The following is a 15,710-nucleotide window of genomic DNA, read 5'->3' as shown; positions in this document are numbered from 1 at the left end:
AAAGCTATGTCAAAAACCAAACTTATTGTTATTGGTGTAACCTGCTATTTAGTGTTTACCTTGCTGTTAACGCCAGCCAGCTGGTGGTTAAAATTAGCACCGCTGCCAGCCCAGCTGCAGTTAGGTACCGTGTCGGGTACTTTATGGCAGGGCGAAATAGCCGGTTTGCGTTATCAGCAGCTGCAGTTTGACAGCCTGCAATGGTCTTTAAGCCCCTGGCGGTTATTTACCGGCAAATTACAGTTTGAGCTGCAAAGTGGCAGCGCACAAAACCCGGCTCAGCCTTATGTAAAAGCCACCGCCAGTTATGGCTTTGGCGGAGGCGCTTTGCAAAACAGTCTGTTAAAGCTGCCGGTAGCGCAATTGGTACCCATGTTACCCTTGCCATTGCCGGTAGATGCCAGCGGCGAGCTGGTGCTGGATGTGGCAGGGTTTAGCCAGGGCCAACCCTGGTGTAAGGCCTTAACCGGCCATGCCAGTTGGCAGGATGCCCGCCTACAAACACCGACCGGTACCTGGCTTGAGCTGCAAAGCCTGTTTGGTGATTTAAGCTGTGCTGATGGCACTATAGTGCTGACGACAGATGGCGCTAACCGGCTGGGGCTGGATATTAAAGCCGTGGTTAATGCTGAGCAGTTACTGGTAAACGGTACGCTAAAACCCGAGGCCGATATGCCCGGGGAAGTGCATCAGGCGATGCAATTCCTCGGTAAACCCGATGCACAGGGGCGGTACCGTATCAGCTTTTAAGCCGTGACTTTATCGGCTTAGCTGCGATAGTTGCGAATATCATCCAGCAGCACGGTGTAGTCGGTAATGGCCGGAAACTCGGTAATTTGCCGGCTTAATTGCTGGCTGTCCGGGTTGGCTACGGCCAGTAAATGCTTAATACCAAAATTCTGCGCGGCAGTTAAAATTGGCAGGCTGTCATCAACGAATAAGGTACGCTGCGGGTTAAATCCGAGCCGTTGCTGCAGCTTTTGCCACAAGGCCCAGTTTTCTTTGGTGACACCAAATTCGTGGGTAGAGATCAGCGTATCAATATAACTGGCCAGCTCAGTGCGCTCAATTTTAAGCGATAAACTATCCGGATGAGCATTGGTTACCAGGGCTATCTGGCGGCCACTTTGTTTTAACGCAGTAAGAAACGCCGGCACATCGGCACGCATGGCAATTTTATGCATCACTTCGCGCTTTAGCTCGTTGATCGGCAGTTGCAGGCGTTTACCCCAGTAATCCAGACAATACCATTCCAGTTTACCGGTAAGCTCGGCGTACTCGGCTTTTAATTGTGTTTCTGCCTCCGTAACGCTAATGCCACTAATCTCGGCCCAGCGTTTTGGCAAATGCTGTAGCCAGAAATAATTATCAAAGTGCAGATCCAGCAAAGTACCGTCCATATCCAACAACACGGTATCAATTTCAGCCCAGTTCAGCATAGGTTTTTCCTGTTAATCGTTTTATAGTAGCAGCATTGGATTGTACCAGAGGTGGCAGCATGGCGCAGCGGCAGGATGACAAACACAGCAGCAAACAAAAGCCTGAAATTTTAAGTACAGATATCGTTGCACAAAGCCGCTTATTTAAAATTGAACAACTGGAACTGATGTTCAGCAATGGTGAGCAGCGCACCTACGAGCGCATGCGTGGTAGTGGCCGGGGCGCGGTAATGATTATTGCCTGCCCTGATGCGGAACATTTTTATCTGATCCGTGAGTATTGCGCCGGCACCCATGATTACCAGCTGGGTTTTCCTAAAGGCTTAATTGATCCGGGCGAAGATGTGATTACTGCCGCGAACCGTGAGCTAAAAGAAGAAATTGGTTTTGGCGCGCAACGTTTTGTCCAGCTGAAGTCGCTGGCCTTAGCCCCGGGCTATTTTAATGCTACAATGCATATAGTTCTGGCCTTTGATTTATATGCAGAAAGCCTTGAAGGTGATGAACCCGAGCCACTTGAACTGGTGCCTTGGGCACGAAAAAACAGCGAAGCTCTGTTACAGCAGGCCGATTTTACTGAAGCCAGAAGTGTCGCCGCTCTGTTATTAGCGCAGCAATATTTGGAAGCGAACCCGGATGTTTTTAAGCAGACTGCTTGACCCTGTTAAATCTGCGGCCAGAGAGGCCGGCGCGGAGCTATGGCAGCTATACCAAAGCGGTGATTTTCAGCAGCAGCAAAAAGCCGATTTAAGCCCGGTAACCTCGGCCGATCTGGCCGCCAACCGTATTATTATTAACCGTTTGTCTGAGCTGACACCCGATATCCCGATTATTTCAGAAGAATCTCATCTTATTCCGCTGGCTCAGCGCCAGCACTGGCCACGTTACTGGCTGATCGATCCTATGGATGGTACCCAGGAATTTGTTGCCAAAAGCGGTGATTTTGCTGTCAGCATTGCGCTGGTGGAACATGGCTGGCCCGCGCTTGGGGTGATTTACTGGCCTAAAGAAGAGGTTATGTACTACGCCTGCCGAGGTAATGGCGCTTTTAAACAGCGGCGTAACCTGATTAACCGTATGCGGGTTAACCAGCACCAGGCCGGGCAAACACTGAAAATTGCTGTTAGCCGGCGCCAGCCGCTGCAGCCTATTGTCGATTTACTGCAAAGCCAGCACGATGTGGAATATATTGCCCTTGGCAGTTGTTCGCTAAAAAGCTGCCTGGTCGCAGAAGGCAAAGCCGATTGTTACATGCGCCTTGGCCCTACCGGCGAGTGGGACACCGGCGCAGTACATGTTATTGTTGAAGAAGCTGGCGGTAAAATTCTCGACAGCGAATTTACCCCGCTAAGCTACAACCAGCGCGATACACTGGCAAACCCTGACTTTATGGTAATGGGGCAAGCGAGCATTCCGTGGCCCAAATTAATTAAATCCCGACCTACCGAACGTAGCCTTACCGCTTGATACTGAAAGCTTTCAGTATGGGTTACGAAGTGTTTTTCCTTACTATTATCTTACCGCTGGTAGTTTGGCAACTCCATATCTGGTAAGGCTTTTAGCCAAATCAGCGCATTTTCCGGCTATCTTTTATTCTGGCAAAACGCTATTATGTAGCCGGGTTTTTGCACAGAAAAACAGCATATTGTGACAAAAATACCGAAAATTAAGTCCGCCAGAGACTGCACCCTTACCTACAGTACCCTTAGGAGTTACATCATGTCCGATCTGGATCTGGGCCAATACGGCATCACAGATGTCACGGAAATCGTTTATAACCCTTCGTATGATCAGCTATTTGCGGAAGAAACCCGCAGTGATTTACAAGGCTATGAACAAGGCAAACTGACCAAACTGGGCGCGGTTTCAGTCGATACCGGTATCTTTACTGGCCGCTCGCCAAAAGACAAATACATAGTACGCGACGACACTACGCGCGACACTGTGTGGTGGTCTGATCAAGGTAAAAACGACAACAAAGCCATTACACCTGCAGTATGGGCTGATCTGAAAATGCTGGTAACAACACAGCTTTCGGGTAAGCGGTTGTTTGTCGTAGATACTTTCTGTGGCGCCAACAGCGACACCCGCTTAGCGGTGCGTTTTATTACCGAAGTGGCCTGGCAGGCGCATTTCGTTAAAAACATGTTTATCCGCCCAACGGATGCCGAGCTGAAAACTTACAAGCCAGATTTCATTGTGATGAACGGTGCTAAGTGCACTAACCCTAACTGGCAGCAACAGGGCCTGAACTCAGAAAATTTTGTCGCCTTTAACCTGACTGAGCGCATTCAGCTGATTGGTGGTACCTGGTACGGCGGCGAAATGAAAAAAGGTATGTTCTCCATGATGAACTACTTTTTACCGCTGCAGGGTATTGCCTCCATGCACTGCTCAGCTAACGTGGGCAAAGACGGCGATGTTGCGGTATTTTTTGGTTTATCCGGCACCGGTAAAACTACCCTGTCTACCGATCCTAAGCGCCAGCTGATTGGCGACGACGAGCACGGCTGGGACGACGATGGCGTATTTAATTTTGAAGGTGGTTGTTATGCTAAAACCATTAACCTGTCGAAAGAAAACGAACCGGATATCTACAACGCTATTCGCCGCGATGCGCTGCTGGAAAACGTAACGGTATTAACTGACGGTGAAATTGACTTTAACGATGGCTCTAAAACCGAAAATACCCGCGTGTCTTACCCGATTTATCATATCGATAATATCGTTACACCGGTGTCTAAAGCGGGCCACGCGAAAAAAGTGATTTTTTTAACTGCTGATGCCTTTGGTGTATTACCACCGGTATCTAAGTTAACTAAAGATCAGGCCAAGTACCACTTCCTGTCTGGCTTTACTGCCAAGCTGGCCGGTACTGAGCGAGGTATTACTGAGCCAACACCCACCTTCTCCAGCTGTTTTGGTGCGGCGTTTTTAAGCTTGCACCCAACCAAGTATGCCGAAGTATTAGGCAAGCGTATGGCGGCATCGGGCGCAGAAGCTTATTTGGTGAATACCGGTTGGAATGGCAGCGGTAAGCGTATTTCCATTAAAGCCACCCGCGCCATTATTGATGCCATTTTAGATGGCAGCATTGAAAATGCGGAATTTGTGCAACTACCGTATTTTAATCTGGCAATGCCAACCGCACTGCACGGGGTGGATGATGTATCTATTCTCGATCCGCGGAACACTTACGCTAATGCGGCAGAATGGCAGCTAAAAGCCAAAGACTTAGCCACACGTTTTATTGATAACTTTATTAAATTTACCGATAACGAAGAAGGTAAAGCATTAGTGGCCGCAGGCCCGCTGCTTTAATTTTAAGGTTATTGTTTAAAAGGCCGCACCTGCGGCCTTTTTTTATGATGCGTTTTATGCTGTTGTTATTGATATGCTACTATGTGCAGTATTAAGGCTATTAGGAATGCAAAAAATAGTGCAAAAAAGTATGCTGGGTAAGAGTAGATGGCTTATAAACCCTAATTGGCAGTGAATCATTATTTGGGAACGAGGTAACCGATGTTAAGAACGATTTCGATTCAAAAGCGGCTGTTAGCTGCTTTCGGTACACTGGCACTGCTATTGGCTATTACAGGTGTGTTTAGCTTACACAGCTTATCTAAAGTGCGTGAGCAGGCTAATTTGGTAGAAACAAATTTATTGCCTTCGGTCAGTTACTTAGGCGATGTTGATGCTGATATTGCCCGAAGCCAGGCGCTGACATTGCGGCTACTGCTGGCGATTGATATCAGGCAGGAGAGTGCTACGTTTGACAGACTCGAAGTGCTGAGGCAAGGAGTTGAAAAGTCAGAGCAAGCTTACGCTGCAACGGTTTATATGCCCGAAGAGCGCAAGTTGTATGAGGCATTTAGCGGCGTTAAAACGCAATATTTCGCGTTACAACAACAGGCTCTGGCGCTGCTGAAGCAGGAAGAAGTTGGTGCGGCTACAGATATGCTGGACAAAATGAACCCGTTGGCTGATCAACTGACCAGCATTTTAAACCAGCTGTCAGAGCTTAATCACAAAGCAGCCGCTAATGCACGGCTGGAATCTATAGCTACTTATGGCTCGGCACAGATGACGGTTATAGTGTTAATTGTTATTGCAATTATGATTGCGTTGGCTATTGCTATGCTAATTTCCCGCAGTATTAATCAGCCTCTTTCACGGGCTGTAGTATCAGCACAGTATATTGCTGATGGCGATCTAACCCAACAGGTTACGGTAGAGGGTAGTGACGAGCTTACCCAACTGGCAACCGCGCTCATGCAAATGCAGGAAAAACTGCGAGATGCGATTGGTCACATTGCCAGCTCTTCTAATCAGCTGGCTTCAGCTGCTGAGGAACTGAATGTCGTTACTGATGAATCAGCCAAAGCACTGCAACTACAAAATGATGAAGTACAACAAGCCGCTACCGCTATTACTGAGATGAGCTCAGCAGTAGATGAAGTGGCAGGCACTGCTCTGAAAACTTCTGAAGCCTCCGCACTATCAGCTAATCTGGCTAAAGACGGCACACAAAAAGTGGTACAAACCCGCAGCGTTATTGAAAAAATGAATGCCGATGTGCGCCAGAGCACTACTGTTATTAACACCCTGGCCGAGAAAGTATCATCTATTAATCAGGTACTTGAAGTTATTCGCAATGTAGCCGACCAAACTAACCTGCTGGCGCTTAATGCTGCGATAGAAGCGGCCCGTGCCGGTGAAGCCGGCCGCGGTTTTGCCGTGGTAGCCGATGAAGTACGCAGCCTGGCACATCGCACTCAAACCTCTACCGGCGAAATTGAATTGATGATTCAGCAAGTGCAGTCATCCGCCAAAGAAGCGGTAAATGCTATGCAACTTATCAGCGGCAACGCAGACAACGCGCAGAATGTAGCAAAATCGGCGGCGGATGCATTGGAGCTGATAGCTGAAAATATTATGGCCATCAGCGATCAAAACCATGTCATCGCCGGGGCTGCAGAAGAGCAATCAAAAGTAGCGCGCGAAATAGATCGTAATATAGTGACTATCAGCGACTTAGCCGCACAAACGGCGGCAGGCTCCAACCAGACTACCGCCAGTGCATCAGAACTGTCGCGCCTGGCAGTTGAGTTAAATACACTGGTAAGCAAATTTAAGGTGTAGCGTTTGGCAGTAATAAAACAGGCCGCAATTGCGGCCTGTTTTATTGGAGATATTAGTAAGTTAAATCAATCTGATATATTGCCGTGGTGCCGCTGACTTCATTACCGATAAGCAGTAGCGGTTTACCGTTTGGTGAGTTTTCTGCACTGACAAAAGTAATGCCTTCAGGCCCCAGATCACCGGTATTCGCCAGGGTGGTGCCTGGGTTGGCTGTAGTCCAGTCTTCACGGGTATTGAGGTAATCAACAAAGGTGGGGGCTGTTGGTGTACTGATATCAAATACCATCACACCGCCCATGCGCTCTAAGCCAACAAAGGCGAAGGTCTTCTCACCGAAGCTGCCAATAGCCAGCGCTTCCGGCTCTGGCCCTTTGTTATCGCTGCGGTTACCAAAGCTGCTGCCGGCACTGTGGTTAGAGTTAAAATAGTCAGCACAGGCAATATCGCGGGCACTGCCAAGTTTGCACTCGTCACTGGCCAGGTACTGTTCAAAGAAATCGCCTGAGTCCCACACCAGTTCACCCGCGGCAGACCAGATAGCAAAAGAGCGGCCGCCGTAGGCATAGACTTTGTCATACATCAGGCGGTCACCGTTTTCATCTTCAACACCGCTGCGGTTAAACAGTACCGGGTTGCCGTTGGCGTCTTTACGATAGCCGTCGGTCCAGGCCACGGTTAAGCGGCCCAGCAAATCATCTTCCCGACAATTACCGGGTTCACCGGGCTCAGCACCGCAATAGGCAAATACTTCCGGGTTTAATAAGGCACCCGCCGCCAGATTAATCAGCTGTGGTGGCATATCTTCGCCGACCCGACGGGCAAAACCGCTTTTATGGAACAGGTGTTTAAAGCGGATTTCTTCAACAAAGCCCTGGCTGGCATCACCATTCCAGTATGCCGGGTTGGTTTCTCCCCAGGCGCGGGCATCGCCTTCATTGGCGGTTACAATATAGGTAGCACCGTCTGCGGTATAACTGGCGATAGTATCTGGCTGGTACATGCCTACCACACCAGGCCAGCGCGCAATATTAATGCTCTTTTGGGTATCGCTGGCGGCAATGCCATTGCCATCAATACCATGATCTTTGTAACCCAGCGGCAGGATATCGGTAATGGTCGCCGTGGCAATATCCAATACGGCCAGAGCATTGTTCTCCTGCAAGCTAACCCAGGCTGTTTTGCTGTCGGCTGACACGGTAATGTATTCTGGTTCTAAATCCTGCGCTACGCTGGCATTGGGGCCGAAAATACGTACGCCTGCAGTTTTCAGCTCGGCTTTTTTACTGTTAAAAGTGCGAAAATCTGCTGTGGCAGCAAACAGTACATCAGGGTTACTGACATTGATTACACTGACAGAACCTTCGGGATCAATTTGATAGTCGTCGCTGGGTTCGCCTTCGTTGGCCACCAGAATATAGTTGCCATCGGGGGTAAAGGTCAGCATATCCGGCAGGGCGCCAACTTCAATGCTGTCGCGCAGGCTCAGATCTGCGGCGTTATATACAGCAACGAAACCGCGGTCTGTTTTCGGGGCACTTTCAATTGCCAGCGCCACCAGGCCATTGTGCACCGCCACGCTGTTAACTACGGCATTTTCTGCTATCGCTGTGGCGCTGATGCTATCGAGATATACCGGGTTTTGCGGGTCAATCAGGTACAGCACATCCACTACACCAGATTGCGCATTCACCACAAAAGCGCGTTTGCTGTCCGGGTCGTAAGCGGTAATTTCAGCGGCACTAACCAGGTACTCGCCACTACTGTGGCGGCCTAACAAACTTAAGCTTAACGTCGTAGGTGTTTGCACAACAGGTTCAGTGACAACAGGTTCCCGGTTATCAGATGAATTACAGGCGGTAAGAACCGCCAGCGTCAGCGCGCTTAGCAGGTAGCGGGTTTTCATTATGGCTTGTTTCCTGAGGGTTAGAATAACTAGCCCGTTAACATAAACAAGAAAAATGAAAGAGTTATGGCAGTTTTATGTCGTAATTATGACTACTGGCTGTTTTCCTGCTGCAGAAATAACTGTTTTGGCATCAGGTTAATGCTTTCATGTAGTTCAGAATACACAATCACAATTTCGCCACTTTTTAGCTGGCGTTTTACCGCGGCGACTTTTTCTGCCATCGTTACTTCGTACTCGCCATAATCGGTGCCTTCACGCAGTACATAGTATTCAATCAGGTTGTTTAGCGTATCTTCAGCGATGTCGGTATAGGGAATAATCATAGGGCTAACTGCTCAGTAATAAATTGCGGAATACGCTGGTTTAACCAGAATTTGGGTTTTAACGGGCTGCCATAAACAAAACCGACATGGCCGCCACCGCTGGTTAGCTCGTAGTGAATATACGGGCTTAATTCGTTAGCTTTGGGGATCACCTCAGCACTTAAAAACGGGTCGTCTTTGGCATGAATAATCAGTGTGGGTATGCAAATATGGCGTAAAAACGCTTTGCCACTGGCTTTTTGGTAATAGTCCTGCGCGTTTAAAAAGCCATGAATAGGCGCAGTGTAGTGCTCATCAAACTGTTCAATACTGCTAAAACGCCTTACCTGCTGCGGCGTGAGTGGCAGCGGAAAATCAGCAAATTGCTCGAGTTTGCGTAAAGTGCTGTGCTTTAAGCGCCCCAGCAAATAATGCTGATATAACTTACTGCTGCCGGTATTAATGCGCTTAGCACAGGCCGACAGCGACAGCGGCGGGCACACGGCAACGGCTGCTGATAGCGGGTTTTGCCCGGCTTGCTCGCCGCAATATTTCAGCAATACATTACCACCCAGCGAATAACCTACTGCCACCAACGGCCGGTTTGGGTAGCGGCGCTTAACTTGTGTTATTACCAGTGCCGCATCGGCAGTATCGCCACTATGATAAGCCCGTGGCAGCTTGTTGGGTTTGCCGTTACAACCGCGAAAATGCAGTAATACTGCAGTCCAGCCCAGTGTGTTGCATTGGGCCAGCATCGCCTGAATATAATGGCTGTTAATATCTCCGGCTAAACCGTGCAACAAAATAACCACCGGAGCGTTATCACTGTTGTTTTTACTATTATGCAACCAGTTTAGCTGTACTTCATCGCCATCTGGCAGGGCAATTGTTTCTGCTTCAGTGTTCAACCGGTGTTTCGGGCTTAAATATTTGGCAAAAATGGTTTGCAGATGAGCATGTTTCAGCCACCAGGCAGGCTGAAACGGTGTATGGCTTACTGGTCTGATCTGGTCTTGCAAAGTAGCGTATCCTGATAAACAATAAGTGAGTTTTTACTGCAGGCGCAGCACTATGGATCGGCGGCAATTTATTTTATCTGGCATAGCCTTAGGTACAACAGCCAGCTTAGGTATCGTTAGCTTAAGTTGGCAGCAAAGCCTGCAGCAGCATAATGATAACCGTGATCTGGTACTGTCTGCTTTATTACCTGCCTTATTGTACGGTGCTTTGCCACAGGATGCGACTTTAGCCGCCACTGAGCTTAGCCGCACTAAAGCCGCTGTTGCCGACTTTATGCCGTTTTTACCGCTGCGCCAGCAGCAGGAGCTGCATCAGCTATTTAACCTGCTGGCCAACCGGGTTACGCAACTGGCGCTAACCGGCTATATTGCTGCCTTACCACAACTTTCGATCAGCCAGCGGTTGCAGTTGTTAAACCAGTGGCGTGACAGCTACCTTGGCTTATTGCAGCAGGCTTATCATGGCCTGCGCGAACTACTGTACGGTGCCTACTACGGCCAGAGTGAACACTGGCAAGCGCTGGCTTATACCGCGCCAAGGTTTAGATAAGTTAGACAGATGGCACGACAAGTTGGGACAAGGTGTTCTTACGTAGCAGCGGCAGGGATGCCGTGGAGGCTGAGACAGCACAGGGACGTGCTGTCGAAGGCGGCGGAGTAAGAATTTCCTTGTCGCAACTATTGCAGCAGATTAATGAGATAAATACATGATGACTCACCATCTTGATGCCAGCCAGTTTACGCAGAACCGGCAGTTTGAAGCGGATATCGTTATTATCGGCTCCGGCGCCGGTGGTGGTATTGCGGCAGAACAACTGGCGCAGGCTGGCTTTAAGGTGCTGCTGTTAGAAGAAGGCGCCTGGTATACCCGCGACGATTTTGTTATGCAGGAACGCTGGGCTTATCCGCAGCTATACCAGGAAGGTGCTGCGCGCAAAAGCCGCGATCAGGCAATTAGCATTTTACAGGGGCGCACCGTCGGCGGTTCTACCACCGTGAACTGGACGACGTCAATTCGCACACCAAAGCCAACTTTAGATTATTGGCATGCTGAATTTGGTGTCAATTTCAGTGGTGATGCCGATTTAACCCGCTATTTTGCAATGGCAGAGCAGCGGCTGAATATTCAGCCGTGGCAGGTAGCACCCAATGCCAATAACGCCAAACTGCAACAAGGCTGCCAAAAGCTGGGCTGGCAATACACCGTGATTAACCGCAACGTTAATGGTTGTGCCAATTTAGGTTATTGCGGCATGGGCTGCCCGATTAACGCCAAACAATCGATGCTGGTAACTACTATTCCGGCGGCAATGGCGCTGGGAGCCACGCTGATATCGCGTATTTCCGTACGCCAGCTGCAGTGGCAGGGCGATAGCATCACGGGGCTGGACGCCGTGCCGGTAGATCAGTATTTTCAGCCGCGCAGCGATCTGCGCATTCGTATTAAAGCAAAACACTATATTGTTGCCGCTGGTGCCATTGGTTCACCGGCGTTATTGCTGCGATCAAAGGTACCCAACCCGTCTGGCCGTTTAGGTAAACACACTTACCTGCATCCTACGGTGATTTCCGGCGCTTTATTCGATGAAGGCATTAATGGCCACAGCGGCGCGCCACAGTCGATTTATTCTGATCAATTTGTCTGGCCACAACATAGCGATAAAGCCGGTTATAAACTGGAAGTGCCGCCGCTGCACCCGGTGTTAATGGCCACCAAGCTAACAGGTACCGGCGGGCAGCATGCCGCGCTGATGCAGCAATTTAACCATTTGCAGGTCACTATAGCACTGCTGCGCGATGGTTTTCACCCGCAAAGCCAGGGTGGCACCGTGCAATTAGATGATGCACAGCAACCGGTGCTGGATTATCCGATCAGCGAATATCTGTGGCAGGGTATGCGCGAAGCCTTGCTGTCGATGGCGGAGTTGCAATTTGCTGCCGGTGCTAAGCAGGTGCTGCCAATACATCACGATGCCAAACTGTATAGCAACTGGGGTGAAGCAAAGCGCGCGATACAGGCGTTGCCAATGCAGGCGCTTAAGCAAACTGTGGTATCAGCCCATGTAATGGGCGGTTGTAATATGAGTGCCAGTGTGGCCAAAGGTGTGGTAAACCAAAATGGCCGGCATCATCAGTTGCAAAACTTATCGGTGTTCGATGGTTCTATCCTGCCAACCAGTCTTGGCGCTAACCCGCAACTGACTATTTACGCTTTGGTGTGGCGCAATTGTCAGCAGTTAATCACCAGCTTGCAGCAAAACCACAAATTCGCCAGCTGATCCTGCCTTAATATTAAGAGCTGCTATAGTTTCTGAGTTTATTTCCTGATAAGGACACACCATGAAACTTAGCTCTATGTTGATCTGCAGCCTGATGTTGTTGCGTTGCGCCGTGCTTAATGCGGCGGAACACAAAGTTGTTAATAAGTTATATTCAGAAAAAGGTGAGGCCGGAGAGCAGGTTATTACCCGGCAGGAAGACGGTAACTACAGCGCATCGCTTAAAATGAGCTGGAACAACCGGGTAGTTACCGTTAACGAAACGCTGCAGGTTGATGCCAAAGGGGTACCCATAGCGTTTTCTGCCAGCGGTACTTCGGCTTTTGGTGCGCCAATAGCTGAGCAATTTAGCCTGGTTGATGGCGTGGCGCGCTGGTCCGGCAATAAAGATGAAGGCATGCTGCAAACTGGCGAGCAACGTTTTTACGTGCCTACCGATGAAGCCGGTGCTGCCAGCCATGTGCTGATGAAAGCATTAATGGCATCGCCAACCCGCTCGGTCGACTTATTCCCCGGCGGCACAGCCAGGCTGGATGCGCTGAAAACCGTTACGGTAAGCAATGGCAGCAATAGTAAAGAAGTGACGTTATATGCCATCAGCGGCCTGGCGTTTAACCCATCCTTTGGCTGGTTTGATAAAGATGGCCACTATTTCGCTCAGGATTTCAGCGGTTTTATGCGGGTGATCCGCGATGGTTTTAGCCTGGATAATTTTGCTGAGCTGACAAAAATACAAAAGCAGGCCGAGAATGACTATCTGGCCGATATTGCTAAACATCTGAGCCATAGTTACAGCACCGTGTTGCTACAAGGCGGTAGCGTGGTAGATGTGCTTGAGCGCAAAGTGCTGCGCAATACCGACGTATTGCTGCAAGACGGCAAAATAATGGCGGTAGCAAGCGGCCTGACTGCCCCGGCTGGGGCAAAGGTGCTCGATGCGCGGGGCAAAACTATTATACCCGGCCTGTGGGATATGCATGGCCATTTGTCGAAAAACGATGGCTTACTGAATATTGCCGCCGGGGTTACCAGTGTGCGTGATATCGGTAACAGCCATGACAATATTATGGAAATTGCCGGTTTGTTTAACAGCGATCAACTGATTGGCAACCGGGTATATCGCGCCGGCTTTTTTGATAAACAAAGTGAATATTCGGCCGGTTTGTCGGTTAATTCCTTACAGGAAGCGCATGAAAAAATAGACTGGTTTGCTGATAACGGTTATCTGCAAATTAAGATCTACAGCTCCATAGACCCGACCTGGGTAAAACCTATTGCTGAGCATGCACACCGCCGCGGCATGCGTTTAAGCGGCCATGTACCGGCCTTTATGACAGCGCGCCAGGCGGTAGAGCAGGGTTTTGATGAAATTCAGCACGTAAATATGCTGTTTTTAAACTTTCTGGCCGGCACTGAAGTAGACACCCGCACCCAACTGCGGTTTTCGCTGCTCGGTGAAAAAGCCGGCAGCCTGGATTTAGCCAGCAAACCCGTAACGGATTTTATTAAGTTGCTGGCTGACAAACAAATAGTGGTTGACCCCACCGTCGCTACTTTTCGCAGTTTGTTACTGGGGCAGAATAAAAAAGTTGACCCGGAATTTGCCGCTATTGCCGATCATTTACCGCCTGGCGTTGTCAGGCAGTTAAAAGGCGCGTCAATGGATGTCACGCCAGAGCTGCAACCGGTGTATCAAAAGTCGGCCGATGCTATGCTGAAAATGGTAAAAAAGCTGTATGACGCTGGTGTGCCTATAGTACCTGGCACCGACCATATTGCCGGTTTTACCTTACACCGTGAGCTGGAACTGTATGCCCTGGCCGGTATACCGCCGCTGGATGTACTGCGCATTGCCAGTTATGAGCCGGCACGGCTGGTAGGCGCGGCCTACCACAGTGGCTCAGTTGATGTCGGCAAAGATGCCGATTTACTGCTGATAAACGGCGATCCCAGCACCAATATGGCTGATATCCGCAAAGTGGCAATGGTATTTAAAGGCAAACACTACTATAAACCGGATGAACTGTACCCGGTGCTTGGCGTAACGCCCTTTACCAGCCCGGTCGCGTTTAAACCATAACCAATACAGGGTGCTATAGCACCCTGTTGCTTTGTAATATTAGCTTTATTTTATGTAAACCGGCCTGTACCACCAGATATCCTTGCTGATCCATGCTAAGGTTTAACAAATTTCCTGTTGTAGTCGTTTCGCAGTTTTATGAATACTGACAGTTATAAAGCCCTTAGCCAATATATTGATTTACTGCTGGATGCTATCTGCGTAGTAGATAAAGATGGCCGGTTTGAATTTGTCAGCGCCGGTGCTGAACGTATTTTTGGTTATACCCCAGAGGAAATGTTGGGCAGGCCAATGATTGAACTGGTACACCCGGATGACAGAGCCCGCACGTTACAAACAGCCAGTGAAATAAATGCCGGTGCGGTAAAAGTAGACTTTGAAAACCGCTATATCCGCAAAGATGGCCAGACAGTGCATTTGCTCTGGTCGGCCCGTTGGTCACAAACCGATAAACGCCGCGTGGCAGTAGCGCGCGATATTACCCGCAGCAAACAAATTGAAGCACGCCAGGCGGCAATTTACGCGATTTCAGAAGCGGCCTTTGCCAGCGACGACCTACCTGCGTTGTATCGCAGCATTCAGCAAATTATCGCTGGTTTAATACCTATGCGCTGTTTTGCGATTGTACTGCCCGATGTTAGCAGCGGACAGCTGGGCTTTGTTTATACCTCGGTATTGCAGCAAACGGCTGCACCGGCTGGCTGCGATATACTGGCACTATGTGCTGAGGTAGTAAGACGGTGTGAAACAGTATTAGTTACCAGTGATAACCAGGCTGAACTGCCGGTAAAGTTACAGCAACTGGTAGCCGGTGCGGCAATAAACTGGCTTGGTGTGCCGCTAAAATCGCACAGCGCTGTGATGGGGGCTTTAATGGTGCAAAACAGTGCTGACGCGCCCCGTTACAGCAATAGTGAAATGGAATTGCTCGAATTTGTTTCGGTACAGGTGGCAGTGGCCATAGAGCGCAAACAAATGCTGGACCGGCTGCACCGCAATGCGCTGTATGATCAATTAACGCAATTGCCGAACCGTGAGCTGTTTTACGACAGATTGCAGCTGGCGCTGACGACGGCTGAGCGTGAACAAAGCCAGTTTGCGCTGTTATATCTGGATTTAGATAAATTTAAACAGATTAATGACAATTACGGCCATCATATTGGTGACGAATTACTGCAGCATACTGCACAGCGCATACAGTGTTGCTTGCGTAGCAGCGACACTGTGGCCCGCCTTGGTGGCGATGAATTTGTTATCTTACTGCCGCAGGTAGACAGTGAAGATTTGGCGCTGCTGCTGGCAGAAAAAATCCGCCAGGCGCTAAACCTGCCTTTTACTTTAGCTGACAACTCCCTGCAGGTGCAGCCCAGTATTGGCGTGGCCTTGTATCCGCAGCACAGTAAGGAGGCTCAGGCCTTGATGCTTAGCGCCGACAATGCCATGTACCGGGCAAAAAAAGCGGGCGGTAACAGAATTATGCTAAGCGACGCTACGGTAGTAAAACACCGTGTTACAGCACCTGGCGAGCCTGTTTAAGCCT

At 49.5% G+C, this 15,710-nt stretch carries 13 protein-coding genes; 9 read left to right on the top strand and 4 right to left on the bottom strand.

The window, feature by feature from the left end; all coding sequences use genetic code 11:
- Window positions 1–6: 6 nt before the first annotated feature.
- Entirely contained in the window at window positions 7–750 is a 744-nt protein-coding gene (locus BLW68_RS03345) for a type II secretion system protein N (RefSeq protein ID WP_092790212.1), read from the top strand.
- 17 nt (window positions 751–767) lie between these two features.
- Here the strand turns inward: BLW68_RS03345 and yrfG are convergent, their stop codons facing one another.
- Complete coding sequence (gene yrfG, locus BLW68_RS03340) at window positions 768–1,439, bottom strand: GMP/IMP nucleotidase (protein WP_092790210.1); 672 nt, start codon at window positions 1,437–1,439, stop codon at window positions 768–770.
- Window positions 1,440–1,498: 59 nt separating this feature from the next.
- Between yrfG and nudE the strand changes: the two genes are divergently transcribed.
- From nudE to BLW68_RS03320, 4 genes are all read left to right on the top strand, one after another.
- Window positions 1,499–2,098, top strand: coding sequence for an ADP compounds hydrolase NudE (nudE, locus tag BLW68_RS03335; protein ID WP_092790208.1), 600 nt, complete (start codon window positions 1,499–1,501; stop codon window positions 2,096–2,098).
- Complete coding sequence (gene cysQ, locus BLW68_RS03330; RefSeq protein WP_092790206.1) at window positions 2,076–2,906, top strand: 3'(2'),5'-bisphosphate nucleotidase CysQ; 831 nt, start codon at window positions 2,076–2,078, stop codon at window positions 2,904–2,906. Before nudE ends, cysQ begins: the two co-directional genes overlap by 23 nt.
- Window positions 2,907–3,158: 252 nt before the next feature.
- A complete protein-coding gene (gene pckA, locus BLW68_RS03325; RefSeq protein WP_092790204.1) occupies window positions 3,159–4,760 on the top strand; it encodes a phosphoenolpyruvate carboxykinase (ATP) in 1,602 nt (533 codons plus the stop codon).
- 201 nt (window positions 4,761–4,961) lie between these two features.
- The gene (locus BLW68_RS03320) at window positions 4,962–6,581 is read left to right on the top strand and encodes a methyl-accepting chemotaxis protein (protein WP_092790202.1); all 1,620 of its coding nucleotides are present in this window, start codon (window positions 4,962–4,964) and stop codon (window positions 6,579–6,581) included.
- 52 nt (window positions 6,582–6,633) lie between these two features.
- Here the strand turns inward: BLW68_RS03320 and BLW68_RS03315 are convergent, their stop codons facing one another.
- The 3 genes from BLW68_RS03315 to BLW68_RS03305 all read right to left on the bottom strand — a co-directional run bounded on the left by BLW68_RS03315 (window position 6,634) and on the right by BLW68_RS03305 (window position 9,811).
- On the bottom strand, window positions 6,634–8,484 hold the full coding sequence (locus tag BLW68_RS03315) for a choice-of-anchor I family protein (protein ID WP_092790200.1): 1,851 nt from the start codon (window positions 8,482–8,484) through the stop codon (window positions 6,634–6,636).
- Between the two features lie 92 nt (window positions 8,485–8,576).
- On the bottom strand, window positions 8,577–8,810 hold the full coding sequence (locus BLW68_RS03310; protein ID WP_092790199.1) for a YheU family protein: 234 nt from the start codon (window positions 8,808–8,810) through the stop codon (window positions 8,577–8,579).
- The gene (locus BLW68_RS03305; protein WP_092790197.1) at window positions 8,807–9,811 is read right to left on the bottom strand and encodes a hydrolase; all 1,005 of its coding nucleotides are present in this window, start codon (window positions 9,809–9,811) and stop codon (window positions 8,807–8,809) included. Before BLW68_RS03305 ends, BLW68_RS03310 begins: the two co-directional genes overlap by 4 nt.
- A 52-nt stretch (window positions 9,812–9,863) precedes the next feature.
- On the opposite strand from BLW68_RS03305, the gene BLW68_RS03300 reads away from it, so the two are divergent.
- The 4 genes from BLW68_RS03300 to BLW68_RS03285 all read left to right on the top strand — a co-directional run bounded on the left by BLW68_RS03300 (window position 9,864) and on the right by BLW68_RS03285 (window position 15,706).
- Entirely contained in the window at window positions 9,864–10,361 is a 498-nt protein-coding gene (locus tag BLW68_RS03300; RefSeq protein ID WP_092790195.1) for a hypothetical protein, read from the top strand.
- 157 nt (window positions 10,362–10,518) lie between these two features.
- Window positions 10,519–12,090, top strand: coding sequence for a GMC family oxidoreductase (locus BLW68_RS03295; RefSeq protein ID WP_092790193.1), 1,572 nt, complete (start codon window positions 10,519–10,521; stop codon window positions 12,088–12,090).
- Between the two features lie 61 nt (window positions 12,091–12,151).
- Window positions 12,152–14,170, top strand: coding sequence for an amidohydrolase family protein (locus BLW68_RS03290; protein ID WP_092790191.1), 2,019 nt, complete (start codon window positions 12,152–12,154; stop codon window positions 14,168–14,170).
- Window positions 14,171–14,308: 138 nt separating this feature from the next.
- The gene (locus tag BLW68_RS03285; RefSeq protein ID WP_092790189.1) at window positions 14,309–15,706 is read left to right on the top strand and encodes a GGDEF domain-containing protein; all 1,398 of its coding nucleotides are present in this window, start codon (window positions 14,309–14,311) and stop codon (window positions 15,704–15,706) included.
- Window positions 15,707–15,710: the final 4 nt, after the last annotated feature.

This window comes from Rheinheimera pacifica (assembly GCF_900108485.1).
Classification (GTDB): domain Bacteria; phylum Pseudomonadota; class Gammaproteobacteria; order Enterobacterales; family Alteromonadaceae; genus Alishewanella; species Alishewanella pacifica.
Note: the sequence above shows the minus strand (reverse complement) of the source record. Positions and strands in the feature narration are given on the sequence as shown.

Bases quoted from the DNA above. Each gene is read 5' to 3' on its own strand.
- BLW68_RS03345 (WP_092790212.1), top strand. From the start codon at position 7: ATGTCAAAAACCAAACTTATTGTTATTGGTGTAACCTGCTATTTAGTG.
- yrfG (WP_092790210.1), bottom strand. From the start codon at position 1,439: ATGCTGAACTGGGCTGAAATTGATACCGTGTTGTTGGATATGGACGGT.
- nudE (WP_092790208.1), top strand. From the start codon at position 1,499: ATGGCGCAGCGGCAGGATGACAAACACAGCAGCAAACAAAAGCCTGAA.
- cysQ (WP_092790206.1), top strand. From the start codon at position 2,076: ATGTTTTTAAGCAGACTGCTTGACCCTGTTAAATCTGCGGCCAGAGAG.
- pckA (WP_092790204.1), top strand. From the start codon at position 3,159: ATGTCCGATCTGGATCTGGGCCAATACGGCATCACAGATGTCACGGAA.
- BLW68_RS03320 (WP_092790202.1), top strand. From the start codon at position 4,962: ATGTTAAGAACGATTTCGATTCAAAAGCGGCTGTTAGCTGCTTTCGGT.
- BLW68_RS03315 (WP_092790200.1), bottom strand. From the start codon at position 8,484: ATGAAAACCCGCTACCTGCTAAGCGCGCTGACGCTGGCGGTTCTTACC.
- BLW68_RS03310 (WP_092790199.1), bottom strand. From the start codon at position 8,810: ATGATTATTCCCTATACCGACATCGCTGAAGATACGCTAAACAACCTG.
- BLW68_RS03300 (WP_092790195.1), top strand. From the start codon at position 9,864: ATGGATCGGCGGCAATTTATTTTATCTGGCATAGCCTTAGGTACAACA.
- BLW68_RS03295 (WP_092790193.1), top strand. From the start codon at position 10,519: ATGATGACTCACCATCTTGATGCCAGCCAGTTTACGCAGAACCGGCAG.
- BLW68_RS03290 (WP_092790191.1), top strand. From the start codon at position 12,152: ATGAAACTTAGCTCTATGTTGATCTGCAGCCTGATGTTGTTGCGTTGC.
- BLW68_RS03285 (WP_092790189.1), top strand. From the start codon at position 14,309: ATGAATACTGACAGTTATAAAGCCCTTAGCCAATATATTGATTTACTG.